General features: G+C 47.5%; 15 protein-coding genes. 9 read left to right on the forward strand and 6 right to left on the reverse strand.

The window, feature by feature from the left end:
* Window positions 1-32 precede the first annotated feature (32 nt).
* From LZZ85_RS18065 to LZZ85_RS18075, 3 genes are all read left to right on the forward strand, one after another.
* The gene (locus LZZ85_RS18065) at window positions 33-1172 is read left to right on the forward strand and encodes an endo-1,4-beta-xylanase (RefSeq protein WP_237874746.1); all 1140 of its coding nucleotides are present in this window, start codon (window positions 33-35) and stop codon (window positions 1170-1172) included.
* Between the two features lie 290 nt (window positions 1173-1462).
* Window positions 1463-3016, forward strand: coding sequence for an alpha-N-arabinofuranosidase (locus LZZ85_RS18070; RefSeq protein WP_237874747.1), 1554 nt, complete (start codon window positions 1463-1465; stop codon window positions 3014-3016).
* A gap of 183 nt (window positions 3017-3199) precedes the next feature.
* The gene (locus LZZ85_RS18075) at window positions 3200-4324 is read left to right on the forward strand and encodes a Gfo/Idh/MocA family protein (protein ID WP_237874748.1); all 1125 of its coding nucleotides are present in this window, start codon (window positions 3200-3202) and stop codon (window positions 4322-4324) included.
* A 155-nt stretch (window positions 4325-4479) separates the two neighbouring features.
* Here the strand turns inward: LZZ85_RS18075 and LZZ85_RS18080 are convergent, their stop codons facing one another.
* The 5 genes from LZZ85_RS18080 to LZZ85_RS18100 form a co-directional block, all read right to left on the reverse strand.
* A complete protein-coding gene (locus LZZ85_RS18080) occupies window positions 4480-5760 on the reverse strand; it encodes a mandelate racemase/muconate lactonizing enzyme family protein (RefSeq protein ID WP_237874749.1) in 1281 nt (426 codons plus the stop codon).
* A 33-nt stretch (window positions 5761-5793) separates the two neighbouring features.
* The gene (locus LZZ85_RS18085) at window positions 5794-6735 is read right to left on the reverse strand and encodes an RraA family protein (RefSeq protein ID WP_237874750.1); all 942 of its coding nucleotides are present in this window, start codon (window positions 6733-6735) and stop codon (window positions 5794-5796) included.
* Between the two features lie 159 nt (window positions 6736-6894).
* Entirely contained in the window at window positions 6895-7992 is a 1098-nt protein-coding gene (locus tag LZZ85_RS18090; protein ID WP_237874751.1) for a bile acid:sodium symporter family protein, read from the reverse strand.
* A 39-nt stretch (window positions 7993-8031) separates the two neighbouring features.
* Entirely contained in the window at window positions 8032-9546 is a 1515-nt protein-coding gene (locus LZZ85_RS18095) for a gluconokinase (RefSeq protein ID WP_237874752.1), read from the reverse strand.
* Window positions 9547-9552: 6 nt separating this feature from the next.
* Complete coding sequence (locus tag LZZ85_RS18100) at window positions 9553-10449, reverse strand: helix-turn-helix transcriptional regulator (protein WP_237874753.1); 897 nt, start codon at window positions 10447-10449, stop codon at window positions 9553-9555.
* Window positions 10450-10665: 216 nt separating this feature from the next.
* On the opposite strand from LZZ85_RS18100, the gene LZZ85_RS18105 reads away from it, so the two are divergent.
* From LZZ85_RS18105 to LZZ85_RS18125, 5 genes are all read left to right on the forward strand, one after another.
* Window positions 10666-11040 carry a hypothetical protein gene (locus LZZ85_RS18105; RefSeq protein ID WP_237874754.1) on the forward strand — a complete coding sequence of 125 codons (375 nt, stop codon included), beginning with the start codon at window positions 10666-10668 and terminating at the stop codon, window positions 11038-11040.
* A gap of 151 nt (window positions 11041-11191) precedes the next feature.
* On the forward strand, window positions 11192-12781 hold the full coding sequence (locus tag LZZ85_RS18110; protein WP_237874755.1) for an aldehyde dehydrogenase (NADP(+)): 1590 nt from the start codon (window positions 11192-11194) through the stop codon (window positions 12779-12781).
* Between the two features lie 31 nt (window positions 12782-12812).
* On the forward strand, window positions 12813-14531 hold the full coding sequence (locus LZZ85_RS18115; RefSeq protein ID WP_237874756.1) for an IlvD/Edd family dehydratase: 1719 nt from the start codon (window positions 12813-12815) through the stop codon (window positions 14529-14531).
* 162 nt (window positions 14532-14693) lie between these two features.
* Window positions 14694-15524 carry a fumarylacetoacetate hydrolase family protein gene (locus LZZ85_RS18120; RefSeq protein WP_237874757.1) on the forward strand — a complete coding sequence of 277 codons (831 nt, stop codon included), beginning with the start codon at window positions 14694-14696 and terminating at the stop codon, window positions 15522-15524.
* Between the two features lie 192 nt (window positions 15525-15716).
* Window positions 15717-17027 carry a gluconate:H+ symporter gene (locus LZZ85_RS18125; RefSeq protein ID WP_237874758.1) on the forward strand — a complete coding sequence of 437 codons (1311 nt, stop codon included), beginning with the start codon at window positions 15717-15719 and terminating at the stop codon, window positions 17025-17027.
* Between the two features lie 54 nt (window positions 17028-17081).
* Here the strand turns inward: LZZ85_RS18125 and LZZ85_RS18130 are convergent, their stop codons facing one another.
* Complete coding sequence (locus tag LZZ85_RS18130; protein WP_237874759.1) at window positions 17082-18716, reverse strand: alpha-L-fucosidase; 1635 nt, start codon at window positions 18714-18716, stop codon at window positions 17082-17084.
* Between the two features lie 529 nt (window positions 18717-19245).
* Here LZZ85_RS18130 and LZZ85_RS18135 point away from each other — a divergent pair.
* Window positions 19246-20271, forward strand: a complete 1026-nt coding sequence (locus LZZ85_RS18135; RefSeq protein ID WP_237874760.1) for a LacI family DNA-binding transcriptional regulator — start codon at window positions 19246-19248, stop codon at window positions 20269-20271.
* Window positions 20272-20282 lie beyond the last annotated feature (11 nt).

The following is a 20282-nucleotide window of genomic DNA, read 5'->3' on the forward strand; positions in this document are numbered from 1 at the left end:
TTTTATCTACACACATAACACACATCAATAGCATGACAACTAAAAACACTTTTCTGATTGCAGGTATGGCTCTCCTGACTTCCTGTACTGCCAGTAAAACAAATACGATCATTCCGGAACCAACTCCATCGTCCGGTAATATTGCCTCATTGAAAGAAGTATTCAAAAAAGATTTCGGGATAGGGACAGCTATGAATACACCGCAGATCGAAGAGCGCGACCCAAAGGTAAATGCGTTTATCAAAGAGCAGTTCAACATGGTTACCCCGGAGAACATCATGAAAGCCGAGGAGCTTCATCCGCAATGGGATGTTTATAATTTCACGCTTGCTGATAAGCTGGTGGAATATGGAAAGAAGAATAATATCAGGATCAATGCACACGCGCTCATCTGGCACAGTCAATTGCCGGCATTCGCGAGAAGGATCCAGGATGTTGATTCGTTCAAAACATTCTTCAAAAATCATATAACCACAGTAGCTACCCGATATGAAGGCAAAGTATTCTCCTGGGATGTAGTGAACGAAGCATTGAACGAAGATGGCACCATGCGCAAATCGATCTTCCTTTCCAAATTGGGAGACGATTTTGTCACCGAAGCATTCCGCCTTGCACAGGCCGCCACGCCTACTGCTGAATTATACTACAACGATTACAATAATGAGCAACCAAAGAAAAGAGCTGGCTGCCTGGCACTCGTCAAAAAAGTAAAAGACGCTGGTGTAAGGATTGATGGCGTAGGAATACAGGGACACTGGCATGCAGGAAAAGTTCCTTTCAAAGAGATCGAAGAGAGCCTCCTGCAATACGCCGCACTCGGATTGAAAGTAATGTTCACCGAACTGGATATTGAAGTATTGCCGCGTAATTTTTCCGGCGCTGATATCAGCCAGCGAATGAAAGAAGATCCATCACTCAATCCTTATGCGAACGGATTACCTGATAGCGTACAGCAACAACTGGCCAGCGACTATGAGCAACTGTTCAAACTTTTCCTGAAACATAAAGACAAGATCACGAGAGTGACATTCTGGGGAGTACACGACGGGCAAAGCTGGCTGAATGGATGGCCTGTCAGGGGAAGAACAAACTACCCTTTATTGTTCGATCGCCAGCTTCAACCTAAACCGGCTTTTTATAGTGTGGTGGGGCTTAAACAGGCGAAGAAATGATCAGCAAAGCCGTCAGGATCGATAGGCGTAGGTTCCCGGTGATTACGTTGATTTTCTCTTACTTTATCAGAGAGTTGCTTATATATTTTGAAGCAATTATTGTTAGTGTAGCGCAGATCTCGCAGATCGCTTTAAAAGAAACGACCGATCCGCGTCATCCGCGCTATAAAACAGAAAGAAAGCTCATTAACTGCACATAACTTCAGATATAGTAAGCGTAAATCTGCGTAATCCGCGGGAACATACGCCAATCACATAAAATCGAATCTCGCTCCTTTAAAACAATAACAATGAAGCTAAAAAAATTCCCTTTCCTGCCATTGCTCATCTTCCTGGCAAGTTGTGCCGGCAAAGAGAACGCAAACACGATCACGATCAATGTCGCGGAAGCAAAAGACACGATCAACAAAAACATCTATGGCCATTTCTCCGAACACCTCGGCAGATGCATCTATGATGGATTATACATCGGAGACAGCAACACAACGATCCCCAATAAGAACGGCATCCGCCTGGATGTGCTCGCTGCACTCAAAAAAATGAAAGTCCCTGTCCTAAGATGGCCCGGCGGATGCTTCGCTGATACCTATCACTGGAAAGACGGTGTTGGTCCAAAAGCCAACCGCCCCAGCATGCTGAACGTCTGGTGGGGAAACACCAAAGAAGATAACAGCTTCGGTACAAATGAATTCCTGAACCTCTGCGAAGAGTTGGGTGCCGAAGCTTATCTCAGCGGAAACGTCGGAAGCGGAACACCCGGTGAACTGAGCGACTGGATCAAATACACCACACATCCAAACGGCAGCAGCCCTATGACCGATCTGCGTCAGGCAAGCGGACGCACCATACCCTGGAAAGTAGGATTCTGGGGATTGGGCAATGAAGCCTGGGGTTGCGGCGGCAACATGACCGCTGAACACTATGCAAATATTTACCGCCAGTATGCCACATTCATGACTGATTGGAATAATAGCGATAAACTTTATCGCATCGCCAGCGGCGCCAGTGACGACGATTATCACTGGACGGAAGTGCTGATGAAGAATCTCCCTGCCTCCATGTTTGACGCGCTGGGCCTGCACCATTACAGCGTGATCGACTGGGGCAAAAAAGGACCTGCCACCAACTTCAGCGAGAAAGAATATTTCATCACCATGCAGCGTGCTTTACTGATGGAAGAACTGATCACCAAACACAGTGCGGTCATGGACAAGTATGATCCGGAAAAGAAAAAGGCGTTAGCGGTGGACGAATGGGGCGGATGGTATGAAGTGGAACCAGGCACTAACCCGGCATTTCTTTACCAGCAGAATACCATGCGTGATGCGATGATCGCAGGAAGCAATCTCAACATCTTCAATAACCATGCAGACCGTGTGAAGATGGCCAACCTGGCACAGATCATCAACGTATTGCAGGCAGTGATCCTAACGGAAGGAGAAAAGATGATCCTTACACCAACGTATCACGTAATGGAAATGTACAACGTCCACCATGATGCACTGATGCTGCCACTACAGGTCACGAGCCAGGACTATGTTCATGAGAAAGAATCATTGAAGGCCATTAACGCATCGGCTTCAAAAGACAAAGACGGTGTCACACATATTTCACTGGTGAACATCGATCCGAATAAAGAGCATTCCATTACGATCAATGTAAACGGCGCTTCTTATAAAACAGTGTCAGGGCGGATCCTGCGATCTGCCAAAATGCAGGACTATAACAGTTTTGAGAATCCTGGGAAGATCAGCCCTGCAGAATTTAAAGATGCTTCACTGTCAGGAAACAGCCTTACAGTGAAGTTACCGCCGACGAGCGTGGTAGTGCTCGCGCTGAAATAAGCTATGACTCTCTTAAATATGACTGACATAGGGTTCCCGCAGATGAGCGCAGAAAAAATGATCTGCGTTCATCTGCGGGAACCTACGCCGCTCGATATTAAAGAATGTAATAGCCGAACAAGGCACTATGTTTGAGGGTTATTTCGCTATTCAATCATTTCATCAACCGATAAGTTTGCCGATATGAAAAAAACAACAACATCATCCCGCCGCCAGTTCATCTACAATTTCGGAATGGCAGGTGTAGGTATACATCTTCTCGGCTTATCTAACAGCATGGCTCAAATGACAGACATCAGCACGCAATCTAAAAAGGAAGGTAAATTAGGGATCGCCCTCGTTGGCCTCGGAGGATATGCCACCGGGCAGCTCGGTCCTGCATTGCTCCAAACAGAACATTGTTACCTCGCAGGTATTGTGACCGGTTCTCCAGATAAGATCCCCGCCTGGAAAGAAAAATACAAGATCCCCGATAAGAATATCTACTCCTACGACAATTACGATAGCATCAGGAATAATCCGGATATCGATATTGTGTATGTGGTGTTGCCTAACAACATGCATGCGGAGTATAGCATCCGGGCATTCCAGGCAGGTAAACATGTAGTGTCGGAGAAACCAATGGCCATCACCGTTGCCGATTGCGATCGTATGATCGCTGCCGCGAAGAAGGCAGACCGGCAGTTATCGGTTGGGTATCGCCTGCATTTCGATCCTTTCAACAAGGAAATGATGCGACTGGGAACACAAAAAGTATATGGCGATCTTCAAAAGATCAGGGGAGGATTTGGTTTTAAAGCAGAAGCCGGACAATGGCGACTGAGTAAAGAATATGCCGGTGGCGGACCTTTAATGGATGTTGGCATTTATGTAGTGCAGGGCATGTGTTATACATCGGGAATGGAGCCTATAGCGGTGACGGCTATCGAAGGACAGAAAACAGATCCTGCACGGTTCAAAGATGTGGAGCAATCGCTGAGCTGGAAATTTGATTTTCCCGGTAATATTGTTGGTGAAGGAGAAGCAACTTATGACGGGTCCATGAACTATCTCACAGCAACGGCGGAGAAAGGACAGTTTGAATTGAAACCTGCTTATAATTATGGCGGACAGAAAGGCACGACGCCTGAAGGCGCGATGAATTTTACACCAGTGAATCAGCAAGCGAAACAGATGGATGCTTTTGCATTGGCTCTTAAAAATAAAACGCGCAGTATCGTACCCGGTGAAATGGGAAAGCGGGATGTGAAGTATCTGCAGGCGATCTATGAGGCGATGAGAACGGGGAAGAAAGTGGAGATCAGGTAAATGTTTTCAATTTGTCCGGCGTAGAAGGAACGCGGCGGACGCAACGATACGCAACGGACGCAGCGAAAACAGCCCTTAGTATATTAGATTTCGTTGCGCTCGCCGCGTATCGTTGCGTCCGCCGCGTTCTCCTACGCCCGGCGAATCAAACCCCCTCACTCGAAAAACGGCACTCCCTTCACCGCATACTTCTTCATCGCCTCCACATTCATATCCACCCCGATCCCCGGCTTTTCAGACAACGTAATAAAACTATCTTTCACCCACTCGCCCTCATATATCACGATCTCTTTGAACATCGGATCAGTATGAAAATAAGACTGCCACTCCAGTATTAAAAAATTCGGGACCGATGCACACACATGGCAGGAAGCCATGCAACCCAGGAACGACGCCACCATATGCGGCGCAAAGGGTGTATAATATAAATTCGCCAGGTTCGCAATGCGCTGCCCCTCTCCCAATCCTCCGGCCTTCTGCAGATCCGGCATGATGATATCCACCGCACCGATCTCCAGCATCTCCCGGAAACCATACGCGAGATACTGGTTCTCTCCCGCTGCAATCGGTGTGCCCGATGAATCCTTGATAGATTTATACGCCTGTACATTCTCTGCCGGTGTTGGTTCCTCCAGCCAGAGAAGATTCAACGGTTCCATTCTTTTCGCTACTGCATGACCCGTAAAAGCATCATACCGTCCATGCATATCCACCAGAATATCGACGTTCGGCCCCACCGCTTCCCTTGCCGCCGCGATCTGATCATACATGCGTTGCAGTTCCCCCGGACTGGCCGTCCAATTATACCGGTCATATTTGTTCGGATCATTCGCCTGATCAAGATCAAACTTGATCGCATTAAATCCCATGCTCTTTGATTTCTTCGCCGCTTCAGCAAAATCCTTTGGTAATGGAAGATTACGCTGATACAACGCCGTATCGCAATACACCCTGATCTTATCACGAAACTTTCCACCCAATAATCGGTACACGGGTACACCTAATGCTTTCCCGGCGATATCCCATAAAGCCGTTTCTATAGCCGACAACACCGCTACATACATTCCGGCCTGCGCTCCCTGGAAGAATCCGCCTTTGCGGATATCTTCAAACAAACGGTTCACGTCGAGAGGATTCCGGCCTTTCAACCGCATCTCAAAATTCTTGACCAGGTAATACGTTCCCATCACAGCATCCACTCCTTCCCCGCAACCATAAATATCCTGGTTGGTGAACACCTTCACAAACAAACTTCCCTTGATATAGCAACATTTGATCTCTGTGATCTTGAGATCGGAAGGCGCAGAAGGTTTAGCGTATTTATCAATAGCAGTTTCATATCCGTTACCAAACGAAGTAAGTGATACGAACGGCGCCATCGCTGAAGCGATCGCAGCTTTGCTTAAAAAAAATCTTCTTGAATTTTTATGCATCATACGGCTTAGCTTTAGTAGTTAAGGAAGAATTTGCTACCAGGTACGGTCTTTCAGGAATTCTTGTATCTGTTCTTTTGCCACCGGCAGTTCATTGATATGATCATTCAGCCATTTGGAAAAATCCTTCTCGATCTCATCAGACCATCTCGCATCGATCTGCCCTGCGGTATACTTCCCTTCCCTCAAACGCTGATGACCGAAGAGATCACGCAACCGGACGATCTCTGAGGTGGTGACCACTTTTTCCGCGAGATGAGGCGGAATAAAAACAACCACACCAAGTTTCCCCAGCACCACATCACCTGGCATAACAGTCACTGTTCTGATCCTTGTCGGTTGATTGATACCAACGATCATCGTTGTAAGATCGCCCGGCGGGTTATGATATGAAGGATCGTAACTCGTATAGTAGGAAGTAAAACCACCAATCTCTCTTAATCCTTCCACATCGCGAAGCGCGCCATCATACACGATACCATTGCCGGTCTTTGCATAGATCGCGTTGCCGACATTATCTCCGATCGTCGGGCCATTGCGTTTGGCACCGAACTGATCCGCTACATAAACATCCCCTTTCACAAGAATATCAACGGGCCAGGAGTTCTGCCCCTTTTTCCCTTGTTTCTTCCCGAAGGAGTCAATCGCCTTCCATACGTCGGGGCGACCGGGCATGAAAGTGGTGGTGACTGCGCGGCCAACGAGTACACTATCGGGATTGATGATCTCCCAACCTTCTGCCACCTGGTAACCATAGCCCGCATTTTTCATTACGGCCCAGGCTTCTTCCACACTGACGGCTTTCATGCGTTTCAGTAGTGCATCGGGAACCTTTGGTCTTCCATCGGCAAAACGTTCTCCTTTCCATTCGGGTGTTAAGGCGACCAGCTGTTCTTTGCTGATCTGCACCTGTTGAGCGAACAGCTGGTAACCGGCTAGCAGCAGGAGTGCAAGGACAATGAGTTTTCGCTTGATCATATGGTTTGATTTTTTTGATAGAGTATGTGAATTGTTCAGCGTAAGAGGAACGCCGCGGACGCAGCGGTACGCAACGGACGCGGCGAAAACAGCCCTTAGTATATTAGATTTCGTTGCGATCGCCGCGTATCGCCGCGTCCCCCCCTACGCCACGCACATCTAAATGTCTACCACTTCTTCCTCCGGATCACGGTTGTGCCACCAACTAGCCAGCGATGACCCCGTCACATTCATCATCGTACCGAAGATCACAGACGCCAATCCAACCGTCGCGATCTTCCCCATGGCTTTTGCCAGTGCAGATGCCAACCCCGCATTCTGCATCCCCACTTCAAGCGCAATCGTCCGGCAATCTTTCTCCGGAAACTTTAGTACACGCGCCGACCAATAACCAAGGGAATACCCTGCAATATTGTGAATGAATGTTGCCACGATCAGCAAGCCGCCAACCTTCAGCAGGTTATCCCTGCCTGCTGCTGTGATCACCAGCAGGACGAGCGCAATCCCCACCATCGACAGCACCGGCATCGCTTTATCGATCCACTTGACCCGGCCACGCACGAGATAATGAAAGATCAATCCCGCAGCGATCGGCAGGATCACGATCTTGGTGATATCCCACACCATTTCCCAGAAATTTATTTGTATATAATCTCCCCCAAGCAACTTCATCAGCAGCGGTGTTAAAAACGGCGCCACCAGTGTTGATACGGTCGTTACGGATACAGACAGCGCAAGATTCGCCTTCGCGAGATAACACATCACATTTGAAGCAAGCCCACTCGGGCAACAGCCGATGAGGATGATCCCCGCAGCGATCTCACCGGGGAAACTGAACAGATGAGCAACCGCAAAACCTACCAGTGGCATGATCGTATAATGACAAACAACGCCGACGATCACGCCCTTAGGCATGCGCAATACCTGCGCAAAATCTTTCAGACTTAATTCAGTACCCATACCGAACATGATCGCCTGTAATAAAATCGGGATAAAAAATGAAGCATCCCTTGATCCGACAGTACGGAAATATCCGGGAAAGAACATTGCCATTGTTGCAACTGCCAGGATCAACACACTGTACCAGTAGCCTTTCAACACTCTTGTCCCCCTGAATGCGATCGCAAGAGAAATAAAGAATAAGGTCAGGAACAATCCCGTAAGCTCTGGCTTTCCATTAAACCAGCCCACCGCTGCTGCCAGTAAAAAGCCAATAGAAAAACCGTACGCTGGTTTAGCATAGAATAATAAAGGCATAACAATCGTATTGATCGATAAAAAGAATAATCAACTGGATTAGTGCTGCAGCGCAGCGATCGCCGCAAACTCACCCGACAACTTTGTACTCAGCCTCGCGAACAGTTTATAGTACTTCAGATAAGTTTGATGCGCCTGCTTATCAGGTGTAACCATATCCACAAGCGATACCGTTTTCGCCGCATCATCCAGCGACTTGAAAATGCCCATCTCTGTTGCGCTAAGGAGATAAGAACCATAGCTGACGCTATGATAGTTCTGACGTAAACGAACAGGTTTATTATAGATATCGGCTACCATCTGTGTCACGAAAGGCTGACTGCCAAAACTACCATTGATGCATAATGTATCTATCTTCCTGTGTTCTTCCAGCGTTTTTCCTATGCTGTAAATACCATAAAGTATTCCCTCGATCGTACTCCGCACAAAATGTGCTTTTTCATGTTTGATATTCACACCGAAGTATACGCCGCGTGCATTCGCATTCCAGATCGGTGCACGCTCCCCTAACAGGTATGGCAAAAAGAGCAGGCCATTTGAACCTGGTGCCACACGCGATGCTTCACTGATCAGTTCACGCATGCTGTGTTCTATATCAAATGGATTTTTGAAATCTCCGAACTGGCGTGTGAACCATTCAAAGATATTCCCGCCATTATTCGTAGGCCCGCCTGATACGTATCGGTTCTCGGTCAGCAAATAATTGAAGAACCTGTGCTGATCATCCTGCAACACCTTGTCACCCATTACACGAACGGCACCACTGTCTTCAATAGTGATCGTAGCTGCTCCTTCACCATTTACACCGTCTCCCAGGATCGCCATACATCCATCACTGGAACCGATCAGGATCTTCGTGCTTGCCGGCAGCCCTAATGATGTTTGATAAGCCTTGCTTAGCTTACCAGCGCGGGTGAACACGGGCACCAGTTCAGGCAGCATAGATGAGTTGATGCCCGCAAACTTCAATGCATCGGCATCCCAGTTGATCTTATGAATATTCAGCAGCCCTGTTGCCGAAGCGATACTGTAATCGATCATGTATTCGCCGGTCAACTGTTGCAGAATGTATGTCTTTATTGAAATGAATTTACTTACCTGTTTGAACTTATCTTTCTCATTATTCTTGATCCACGCGATCTTGGTCAACGGAGACATCGGATGCAAAGGAGTTCCTGTTGCTTTATAGATCTTATCGCCCAGAGTGGTTTGCTTTAAATCCGTCGCTTCTTTGATCGCCCTGTTGTCCGCCCAGGTGATGGCTTTGCCCATCGGGTTCCCGCGTTTATCCACCGCAAGCACGCTATGCATGGACGAGCTGAAACAGATGCACGCCACCTTATATTTTTTAGGATGGATCTTCTCTGTAAGAAGATTCTTCAGCACATACAACATGGTGATGAAAACCTGGTCAGGATCCTGCTCGCTATAATCAGGCTCGCTATGGAACGTTGGGCAATAGCCTTTGAGAGACCCGATAATGTTCCCCTGCAGATCAAATGCATACACCCTCACAGCATTTGTTCCCAATTCAATGGTGATGATACATTCCATAAACAATTATTTATCCTTTAAGTGGTTTTTCCGGAACTGGCTGGGCGTATATCCCGTCAGCTTCTTGAACGTGGTGGAAAAATGTTGTGATGAATAGAAACCTGTATCCAGTGCGATATCCGTCAGACTGATATCGGGATCCTTAAGTAACTTGATCGCTTGCGAGATCCTGATATTGATCAGGTAACTTAATGGCGAAAACCCTGAATAGCTTCTTACCCTTTCATTGAATAAGGTCGTTCCCATACCGATCAATGCAGCCATCTCTTCAACTGTCCATTGATGTGAAAGGTTTTTCCTCAGTTGCTGTTCAAACTCCATGAATGTTCTCGGAAAATCACGGCCAGGATTGGTGACCTTCGTGAATTGCCGCGCGATATGTATCAGCAACTCATCCAGCAGGCCGTTTACTTTCGCACGGTAACCAACTGATTGTGCTGATAATTCAGCTTGTATATTCTTTAATATATTACCTGCGTCAGTGAATTTCTGAAGGATCGGCGGATGTCCCGAGCAAATAACGCTGCCAACCTGCTCACGCTCTTCTTTGTTCAAACGGCTCCATTCACCCGGCACCCAATACCTATTCTGTTGAATACCATCTCCTTCTATTTTGATCCAGGAAAAACTACCGATCTCAAGTACTCCATTTGGATTACCAAAGGCTGCGCCAGGTAACAGTATCACCACATCACCAGGGTAAGCATAGAAAACATTGCCATCAACGCACCACTCAAATTTTCCATCCTGAACATAATAAATTTCGAAATCGGTTGCGGGAGAGTAAGGGAAACCACCAAGACGTATCGAGGAATTTTTGATGACGCCTATCTCCTTTATATGAGGAAACAAGCGGAGATACTGGTCATCGCTTCTACTATGATCAAGTACAAACTGGTTCATAAGCAATGTCAAACAACTTCACTGGTTGTTTAGCGCAATCATTAATGTCAACAAACAGGTAAAGAAAGTGAAAATTGTTTTACCGCCTTTACAAATTCCAACGAAGTTTTTTATTGGAAGTCTTCGTGTTTAAGTATGAATAGTTTAGCAGCAGATTGTCAGCTTACGGATCAGCGTAATCACAGGCATCTTCCTTTAACTAAAACGACTTGCTTTATGAATGTTCATGATCGTTGCACACCCATGCCGGGTGTATTGCGGCTTGCTCTCCCGATCTTTTTTACGCTCTTCCTCTCTGCCGGATATGCACAGACCATAACCGGAACCATCCTGGAGTCGAAAAAGCCCGGTTATTCTGCGGAGACAGTTCGCCTGGATGAGATCCGGCAGAACCGGACTGTCAACGTAATGGGTGCGCTGGAAGGTAAGGTCACGGGCTCTGACGTCTCAACTCCCTCCGCTGGCGCGGGTATAAGCACCGGGATCCACTTACGAGACCGGGCGTCAATGCACGGGTATAGTGTGTTTCCGAATGTGCAAAGCCCTGCCATTCCGGGAGGCTGGCCAGCATGGGAGGAAATGACGCCCTGACTATCCGCGTATAGATGAACAAATAAATTCTCTCAACGATTTTTAACAATCATCGTTTGCGCTACAATAGCAGCAGTTACATAGGCATAAGACCTGTTGTTTCTACATCAGGTCTTTCACTTTGCTAAGCACGGACGACCAATAAAACGAAATGACCGAAGAAAAACAATTGATCGGATTTTCCTTTTCAGCTGAAGGATCAGAAAAATTCACTTCATATAATCCCTCTTCCGGAACAGACAACCCGTTTTCTTTTTATAAAGCAACGGCAGCAGAAGCAGATCGTGCAGCAGAGAAAGCGGCGTCGGCTTTTCCGTTATACTACAGGAAGACGGGAAAAGAGAAAGCGTTATTCCTCGAAGCTATCGCAACAGGGCTCATCGAAGCCGGCGGAGCACTCATTGAAACCTGTCACCAGGAAACGGCACTGCCCCCTGAAAGAATATTGGGAGAACGTGGCAGAACGGTGAACCAGCTGAAAATGTTCGCGGAGCTGCTCCGCGAAGGTTCATGGGTGGATGCGCGTATTGAAACAGGTATTCCGGATCGGCCGCCCGTTCCCAAACCAGACCTGCGTTTTATGCAGATCGCGATAGGACCGGTCGTCGTATTTGGTGCAAGCAATTTCCCGCTTGCGTTTTCTGTTGCGGGCGGAGATACAGCATCTGCATTGGCGGCTGGCTGCCCCGTGATCGTGAAAGCACACAGTGCGCATCCCGCCACTTCAGCCATTGTCGGAAAAGCTATTCAAAAAGCAGCGAAAGAAACAGGCATGCCCGATGGCGTGTTCTCTTTATTGTATGGCGACGGACAAACCACCGGCATACAACTTGTCAAACATCCCGCCATCAAAGCCGTTGGCTTTACCGGTTCTTACAAGGCGGGGAAAGCCTTGTTCGATGCGGCTGTTGCAAGACCGGCCCCGATTCCTGTCTATGCCGAAATGGGCAGCACCAATCCCGTATTCGTTCTTCCGGCAGCAATGAAAGAGCATGGCCGTAAGATCGCTGCCGGATATGCCGCATCTGTTACGTTAGGGGTCGGACAGTTTTGCACCAATCCCGGTATGTTGTTCTATCAGAAAGACGATCAACCAGATTTCACCGACTGGCTGAAAGAATCATTTGAGAATACATCCGGTGCCGTAATGCTTACTCCTGGCATGTCTGCTGCGTATGCCGATGGCGTTGAGAAAAATTTACAGATCAATGGCGTTTCCATTCTAGCGAAGGGCAGTACACCTGAAAGATCAGGCGGACATATCGTAACTCCTCTCTTATCATACACAGATAGTCAGACTTTCCAAAACAATCCCGAACTTGGAGAAGAGATATTCGGGCCAGCAAGTATGGCCGTTGCAACGAACTCTAAAGAAGAAATGCTTGACATTGCCAGCAATCTTTCCGGCCATCTCACAGCAACCGTACACGGTACGGAAAGCGAGTTAGCTCAATATGGAGAATTGATCAGCATACTTGAACAAAAGGCAGGCCGTGTAGTGATCAATGGATTTCCAACTGGTGTGGAAGTTTGTTCAGCAATGGTCCATGGCGGACCATTTCCCGCCACAACAGATAGCCGAAGTACCTCTGTTGGAACAGCCGCCATTTACCGGTTTACACGCCCCGTCTCTTATCAGCAAATGCCACAGGCATTATTGCCGGAAGAACTCAGAGATAAGAATTCGCTGAAAATACTGCGGCTGGTGAATGGCAAACGAACTGAAAATGATATAGATTAGTTGAACAACATTTGTTACCAATTATAATACCATGAGCAAAAGATTAAGAAGCAGAGATTGGTTTGGCAGGAAAGACAAAGATGGAATAATATACCGCAGCTGGATGAAGAACCAGGGCATGCCGACAGATATGTTTGACGGCCGCCCGGTGATCGGCATCTGCAATACATTTAGTGAACTGACGCCATGTAATGCGCATTTTCATAGTCACGCTGAAGCGGTGAAACGCGGTGTGCTGGAAGCAGGCGGGTTCCCTGTAGAATTCCCTATCATGAGCCTTGGTGAAACATTGTTAAAACCAACAGCTATGCTGTTCAGGAACCTCGCGAGCATGGATGCCGAAGAATCCATCAGGGGCAATCCGTTGGATGGTGTGGTGTTACTGACAGGTTGTGATAAAACAACACCCTCAACAGTGATGGGTGCTGCCAGTGTGGGATTGCCGACGATCGTAGTTCCCGGTGGACCGATGCTGAATGGCCGCTATAAAGGACAAACGATCGGCAGCGGCACGCATGTCTGGAAATTTGATGAAGACATGAAGACCGGCCTGATGACACAGGAAGAATGCGAAGTGGCGGAAAGCTGCATGAGCCGCAGTATCGGGCATTGCATGACGATGGGCACCGCTTCCACAATGGCCTGCATGGTAGAAGCACTGGGACTCACCTTAAGCGGAGCAGCAGCTATACCGGCTGCAGACTCAAGGAAGAAGGTGATGGCCCAATTGAGCGGAAGAAGAATTGTAGAAATGGTCAAAGAAGACCTGACGATCGATAAAATATTAACAAGGGGAGCATTTGAGAACGCGATCAAAGTAAATGCAGCCGTAGGTGGATCATCTAACTTTATCATTCACCTGATGGCGATCGCCGGCAGGATCGGTGTTGACATCAGCCTGGAAGATTTTGACAGGCTCGGCAGCAAGATCCCTTTATTATTGAACCTGATGCCATCCGGTAAATACCTGATGGAAGATTTCTACTATGCAGGCGGATTGCCAGTGATACTGGAACAACTGAAAGAAGAGCTGCATAAGAATGTAATAACCGTGTCCGGGAAAAATCACCATGAAAATATTGCTGGCGCCACCGACTGTTACAACAAAGAAGTGATCGCTTCCATCGATACGCCATTCATTCCTGAAGCAGGTTGCGTGGTAGTAAAAGGAAATCTGGCACTGAACGGAGCCGTGATCAAACCTTCTGCGGCCACACCTGCATTGATGAAACATACCGGCCGCGCTGTTGTTTTCGAAAGCATCGAAGATTATAATGCGCGAATAGATGATCCGGAACTTGATATTGATGAAACCTGTGTAATGGTACTGAAATATGTTGGTCCAGTTGGTTATCCCGGCATGCCGGAAGTAGGCAATATGGCATTGCCCAAAAAGATCCTGCAGAAAGGAATTAAGGACATGGTACGCATCAGCGATGGCCGTATGAGCGGCACCGCGTATGGTACGGCCGTACTGCATGTATCTCCTGAAAGCGCGATCGGAGGAAATCTTGCATTGGTCCAAAATGGCGATCTCATAGAACTGGACGTAGAGCAGCGCAAACTTCACCTGCACGTTAACGACGAGGAACTGGAGAAAAGAAAAGCAGCCTGGCTCAAACCGAAGCCTGCAGCAGATCGGGGTTATGTAAGCCTGTACGTGCAGACAGTTATGGGAGCTGACAAGGGAGCCGATCTTGATTTTCTTCGCGGCAGCAGCGGAAGCAGAGTTTCGCGAGACTCGCATTAACAGGTTGGAGAGGTTCAATAGGACAATATTTACTAAACTATCCGCAAATGTCGATGTTCAATATTTTCATGTTACAGGTTAAGAAACCTATGGAAACTCTCGCATCTCCCTCATAACAACAAAAACCTCACTATCTTTTCTCAACATCCCTAAATCAAAAAAATGAAATTATACAACACCCGGGACGGCATTGTGATTGAAAAAGATCAGCAATTATATCTTGTCACAACACAACAATGGGATTCGTTTATCAGTCAGGATGATGTATTGGAGAAGGCCACTGCATCGATCAAAGAACTTTCTCCGGTGCCAGCCATATCGATCAACGAAACCCTTGCTCCCATTGGAAAGAACCAGGAATTATGGGCCTGCGGCGTCACTTACTACAGAAGTATGGTTGGGCGGCAGGAAGAAAGCAAAGCTGCTGGCGGTGCCGATTTTTATGCAAAAGTGTATGAAGCCGAAAGGCCTGAATGTTTTTTCAAAAGCACACCATCACGGGTATCAGGCAACGGGGGATTTGTGAGGATCAGGAAAGACAGCACCTGGGATGTGCCGGAACCGGAATTGACACTGGTGGTCACCTCTTCGGGAAAGATCATTGGTTACACTATCGGAAATGATATGAGCAGCCGCAGCATCGAGGGTGAAAATCCACTTTATCTTCCACAGGCAAAGACATATGATGGTTGCGCTGCACTGGGGCCCTGTGTTTATCTCACTGATAAGCCGCTTGATCCATCAACCAGTATTCATTTGACCATCAAGCGTGGTGGGACTATAGCTTTCAATGCCAGCATTGCGATCAGCCAGATGAAAAGAACACCGGAAGAATTAGTATCATTTATCTACAGGGAATGTAGTTTTCCTTACGGTTGCCTGATCATGACGGGGACGGGTATTGTGCCGGGAAGTGATTTTACGCTGAGATCCGGGGATGAGATTGCCATTGCTATAGATGGGATTGGAGAGTTGGTTAATACTGTTGAATAGCTTGATAAAGGTGCGGCGTAAGGTCCCCGCAGATTACGCAGATCAGTTCCCGATAGCAGATTTTATTCTGCGTAATCCGGGCATGTGATAAAGCCGATAAGAGCATTTAAAGGCCTTCGTTCGATCATAGTGGCAAAATCTGCGTTGATCCGCGGGAACCTGCGCCAGGCATTCATACACCAAATTACCGTCATGGAATTACTTGTCATATTATGCGCCGTATGCCTCCAGATCTTTCTGACATACAAAAAACTTGCACCGTTTCTGTCACTGCTGATCATTTCCATCTTTGCAGGTTTCTTATTGGGAATGACGCCTGCACAGATCATCCAGTCGTTTGAGAAAGGCGTGGGCAACACCATGGGCGGGCTCGCGCTCGTGATCTTCCTCGGCGCTGTGCTGGGAAAGATCCTCGAAAGCGGTGGTGCCACCGGGAAGATCGCATCCACGCTGATCGATGCGTTTGGGGAACGGCGGATCCAATGGGCCGTTATGCTCACCGGCTTCCTGATCGGCATCCCGCTTTATTACAATGCCGGCTTTGTGATACTCGTGCCGCTGGTGTTTTCCATTTCAAGAAAAGCAAACCTTCCGTTGTTATACGTTGCCATACCCATGGCCGCGTCATTATCCACCACACATTGCTTTCTTCCTCCTCATCCCAGTCCTATCTTCCTGGCGAATGCATTCCAGGCTGATATCGGTAAAACGCTGGTGTTAGGCCTGATCATCACCATACCAACGGTGATCATTGCCGGTCCGTTGCTGGGAAGGATCCTCAAAAATGTAGCGTCTTCCTCCACCACATCCTTCTTTACGGCAACCGAAGATCCTTCCAGGCCAACACCTGCCGCTGCCCCAAGCTTCCTGATCGGTCTTTTACCGGTGATACTGATCGCGATCGCAGTAATTGCGGAAGCTGTTTTACCAGGATCTTCCGTCAATGCGATCGCACAATTCATCGGAAATCCGGTGATCGCTTTGCTGATCGCCGCGCTGGTGGCGATCTGGTATTTCGGCATAAGAGCTGGCCAGGGAATGGACGCCACGATGAAGTGGCTGAATGAGGCAATAGCAGGCATTGCCGGCATTGTGCTGATCATTACCTGCGGCGGCGTATTCAAACAGATCTTGCAGGATAGCGGAACGGACGAACATATTGCCGCGATCAGCAGCCAGTGGCAAATGCCACCGCTGGTTTTCGGGTGGATGATCACGGCCTTGCTCAGGGTATCTATTGGATCGGCAACGGTTGCCGGCATCACGGCTGCGGGCGTGGTCAGTCCGCTGGTCGCATCCGGAGCAGTCTCGCCCGAATTGATGGTACTGGCAGTCGGAACCGGAAGCGTCTTCGGATCTCATGTAAATGATTCAGGCTTCTGGATGTTCAAGGAGTTTTTCAGACTATCGCTGAAACAGACCTTTCTTTCCTGGTCGGTGATGGAAACGCTGATCTCGATACTGGGTTTGGCGGGAGTACTGATACTCGACATATTCGTCTAGGAGGAGAGGCCGCTTAATAGTTCAACTGGCGTGATGGGCTCCCGTCTTCAGCCTTTACAGATAAACCTTAAATACAGCCGCTATCTCATCAGGAATGGTCGATGGCTTTATAATCTCCAATCCAGCGGCCTGCTGTTTCCAGTTCAGCTTCACCCTGCTGCCCAATAATTCTACCTTTTTAATTTTTATTCCGGGACTCAAAGACGTTCCCAGATTTTTAATGATGATATTTTCATCAGGCTTACCCATCAGGGTCACATACAAGACATTTCCGTTTTGATTGAACCTGATATCCTTCGCGGTGAATTTAATTTTTCCTTCATTAAAACCCTGTGCGTTGATCGGATTAGAAGCTTCAACGGAAGGCCCCTCGCCAAAAACTTTCCAGGGTCTTGTATCGAAAATACTTTCCTTGTTGATCTCCATCCACGCAGCAATATCCTCCAATACAGCGATCTCCTTATCATCAATCGATCCATCTCCACGGACAGGAATATTTAAAAGCAGGTTACCATTTTTGCTGATCACATCCACCAGCATATGAATAACGCTTTTCCCGGTCTTATACCTGTTGTTTTCGTACACTGCATCATTATAATGCCAGTCGCCTATACAGGTACAGGTCTGCCAGGGAAGGTCCTGGATCTTATCCGGAGCGCCCCGTTCAACATCCCAAACCAAACATTCTTTTTGTTCTGCCGTTAAGATCTTTCCAAACAGTACGGCATCCAGTTTCCCGTTATGAGAGGCCATATTGCTGTTATAAAAATGTGCCGCGATCTTTAGTCCTGCATCGCTGACAGGGTACAGAGGCAAAGCGGTGTCATCAAAATATAATAATTCCGGCTTGAAACGATTGATCATATCAACCGTTCTGTTATAGAATTTTTCACAGTATTCAACGGATGGAACAGACACGCCATTTCCCCAATCCCACTGGCTGTGTATTTTGCCAGTGTGCTCACTACCCTGGCTGAGCGGGTGGTTTTGTGTATACAGGGCCTGCGGATCCAGGCCTTCCCACCATGTTCCCTTGCCATCCGCTTTTGTCAATTTCCCATCATACGGCACTCCTTTGAACGGCCCTGCGGTATCTGAACGTTGTGCGGTTTCAAACCATGACCACGCATGTGCTGCATGCACACTCAGACCGAGCGGTAGGTTGTGTTTTTTCGCAGCTTTTGCCCAACCTTCCAGGATATCCTTTTGCGGCCCCACCTTTACAGCATTCCATTCCTGGTATTTACTATCCCACAGATCAAGGTTATCATGATGATTGGCCATTGCAAAAAAATACTGCGCTCCTGCCCTTTTGTATAATGCTACCAGTTTTTCCGGATCCCATTTATCTGCCTTCCAGCTATGGATCACTTCTTTGAAACCGGCTTTCGAAGGATGACCGTAATTTTTCACATGCCAGTTGTATTGCGCACTGCCCTCATTATACATAAATCGCGCATACCAATCGCCCTGGCCGGGCTGACACTGTGGCCCCCAATGCGCCCAGATGCCAAACTTGGCATTACGATACCATTCCGGCACTTTGTATTGCTTAAGGGACCGCCAGTTTGGTTGAAATTTCCCCGGGGCAACAGGCTCTGCATCCGGACCAACCGGCGATATAAATTTCTCTTGTGCGGCAAGCGAACATTGTAAAAATGTTGCTGCAATCAGCAGCTTATGCTTCATAACGATATTTTTTAAAGTCGGAGATTAGGAGCAGTACCTGTATTTCGCACAGGTTGCAAAGGCTTAACTGCTGACCGGAAAGCCTTTCAATAATTGAAATGATGACATTTATTCTAAGAACGTCTAAGATACTGACAGAAGGCAACATATTGCAATACTGAATGGACTTAAGATAAGTCAGATTGTGAAAAATAGCAGTATGTAACCGCTGACTCTGTATTGCCCGGATCAGGCTTATCAAAGCAGATCGGTTGACGTGCTTTACACATTTCATCCTACTGGTATGGATCTAAACATTCAGCACCTGCAAAACCACGTAACACAATCAGCCAGTCTAATTATCAGCGACTATTGATAATCAATACCAAATCGATCAGTATAGATAGGCCGCCTCTCTCCATTTAGACATTTGTGTGGTTTATTTTGACAAATGTGCCATATAACCGTTTGGCCAAAACCTAGCTTTATTCGTTGTGTATTCCCTTAGGCCTTACCAGAATCCGGTTTTAACCAAGCTTGCTGAAACAATATGAAGAGAGAGATTACTATATACGATATAGCGAAGGAACTAAATGTATCATCCTCAACTGTTAGCCGTGCCTTGCAGGATCATCCCGAGATAAGTCAGAAAACGATCAGCAAAGTGAAAGACACAGCTGAAAAGCTGGGTTACCGTCATAACACCTTTGCCAGTAACCTCCGGACCCGCAAAACTTACACTATCGGGGTGCTCGTGCATGAACTGCAGAGTAATTTCATGGTCTCCGTCCTGGCCGGAATAGAGAAAGTGACATCCGAAGCAGGGTATGACCTGATCATTGCCCATTCTTCGGAAAGCTTCGACAAAGAAGCCGCCAACGCAAAAAATCTTTTCCATAAGCGTGTGGACGGGCTGTTTGTCTCCCTTTCGCTTCAAACAACCAATCTTAAACATTTCAAGCCATTCCAGGAGAAAAACATCCCGATCATGTTCTTTGACCGGGTGGATGAAAACTCCGATGCCACCAAGATCGTGATCGATAATTACCGTTGTGGCTACCAGGCTACCACTCACCTGATCGAACAGGGGTGCAAACGGATAGTGATGGTAACTTCCGATCTGCGCCGGAATGTTTATTCCCAACGGCACAAGGGTTACCAGGACGCCCTGTTTGACCATAAAATAGCTTATGATAGCGACCTGGTCCTGATCAGAGATCTGAGCGAGGAAGGTGGCAGAACTTCCGCTTTGGAAATTCTTAAAAAGACACCTTTCCCGGACGGCGCATTTATTACCAATGATTTCACGGCGGCGGTTTGTTTACAAACACTCAAAGAGCATGGAGTCCGGATCCCGGAAGACATTGCTATCGTTGGCTTCAATAACGACAAGATCTGCAAATTTGTAGACCCAAATCTTACCACCATCAACTACCCGGGATTTGACATGGGGGCCATTGCCGCCAAAAACATGATCCAGCATCTCGAAGGCAAATCAACCATTGATACCACCAGCAAAATCGTTATCCATTCAGAGCTTATTGTGAGAGAATCAAGCCGCCGTAAGAAGGGTTGATAAGCCGCTTA

This window comes from Terrimonas ginsenosidimutans (genome assembly GCF_022012415.1).
In the GTDB taxonomy this organism is placed as follows: Bacteria; Bacteroidota; Bacteroidia; order Chitinophagales; family Chitinophagaceae; genus Terrimonas_A; species Terrimonas_A ginsenosidimutans.

Coding starts and splice junctions, on each gene's coding strand:
- LZZ85_RS18065 (WP_237874746.1), top strand. CDS start 33: ATGACAACTAAAAACACTTTTCTGATTGCAGGTATGGCTCTCCTGACT.
- LZZ85_RS18070 (WP_237874747.1), top strand. CDS start 1,463: ATGAAGCTAAAAAAATTCCCTTTCCTGCCATTGCTCATCTTCCTGGCA.
- LZZ85_RS18075 (WP_237874748.1), top strand. CDS start 3,200: ATGAAAAAAACAACAACATCATCCCGCCGCCAGTTCATCTACAATTTC.
- LZZ85_RS18080 (WP_237874749.1), bottom strand. CDS start 5,760: ATGATGCATAAAAATTCAAGAAGATTTTTTTTAAGCAAAGCTGCGATC.
- LZZ85_RS18085 (WP_237874750.1), bottom strand. CDS start 6,735: ATGATCAAGCGAAAACTCATTGTCCTTGCACTCCTGCTGCTAGCCGGT.
- LZZ85_RS18090 (WP_237874751.1), bottom strand. CDS start 7,992: ATGCCTTTATTATTCTATGCTAAACCAGCGTACGGTTTTTCTATTGGC.
- LZZ85_RS18095 (WP_237874752.1), bottom strand. CDS start 9,546: ATGGAATGTATCATCACCATTGAATTGGGAACAAATGCTGTGAGGGTG.
- LZZ85_RS18100 (WP_237874753.1), bottom strand. CDS start 10,449: ATGAACCAGTTTGTACTTGATCATAGTAGAAGCGATGACCAGTATCTC.
- LZZ85_RS18105 (WP_237874754.1), top strand. CDS start 10,666: ATGAATGTTCATGATCGTTGCACACCCATGCCGGGTGTATTGCGGCTT.
- LZZ85_RS18110 (WP_237874755.1), top strand. CDS start 11,192: ATGACCGAAGAAAAACAATTGATCGGATTTTCCTTTTCAGCTGAAGGA.
- LZZ85_RS18115 (WP_237874756.1), top strand. CDS start 12,813: ATGAGCAAAAGATTAAGAAGCAGAGATTGGTTTGGCAGGAAAGACAAA.
- LZZ85_RS18120 (WP_237874757.1), top strand. CDS start 14,694: ATGAAATTATACAACACCCGGGACGGCATTGTGATTGAAAAAGATCAG.
- LZZ85_RS18125 (WP_237874758.1), top strand. CDS start 15,717: ATGGAATTACTTGTCATATTATGCGCCGTATGCCTCCAGATCTTTCTG.
- LZZ85_RS18130 (WP_237874759.1), bottom strand. CDS start 18,716: ATGAAGCATAAGCTGCTGATTGCAGCAACATTTTTACAATGTTCGCTT.
- LZZ85_RS18135 (WP_237874760.1), top strand. CDS start 19,246: ATGAAGAGAGAGATTACTATATACGATATAGCGAAGGAACTAAATGTA.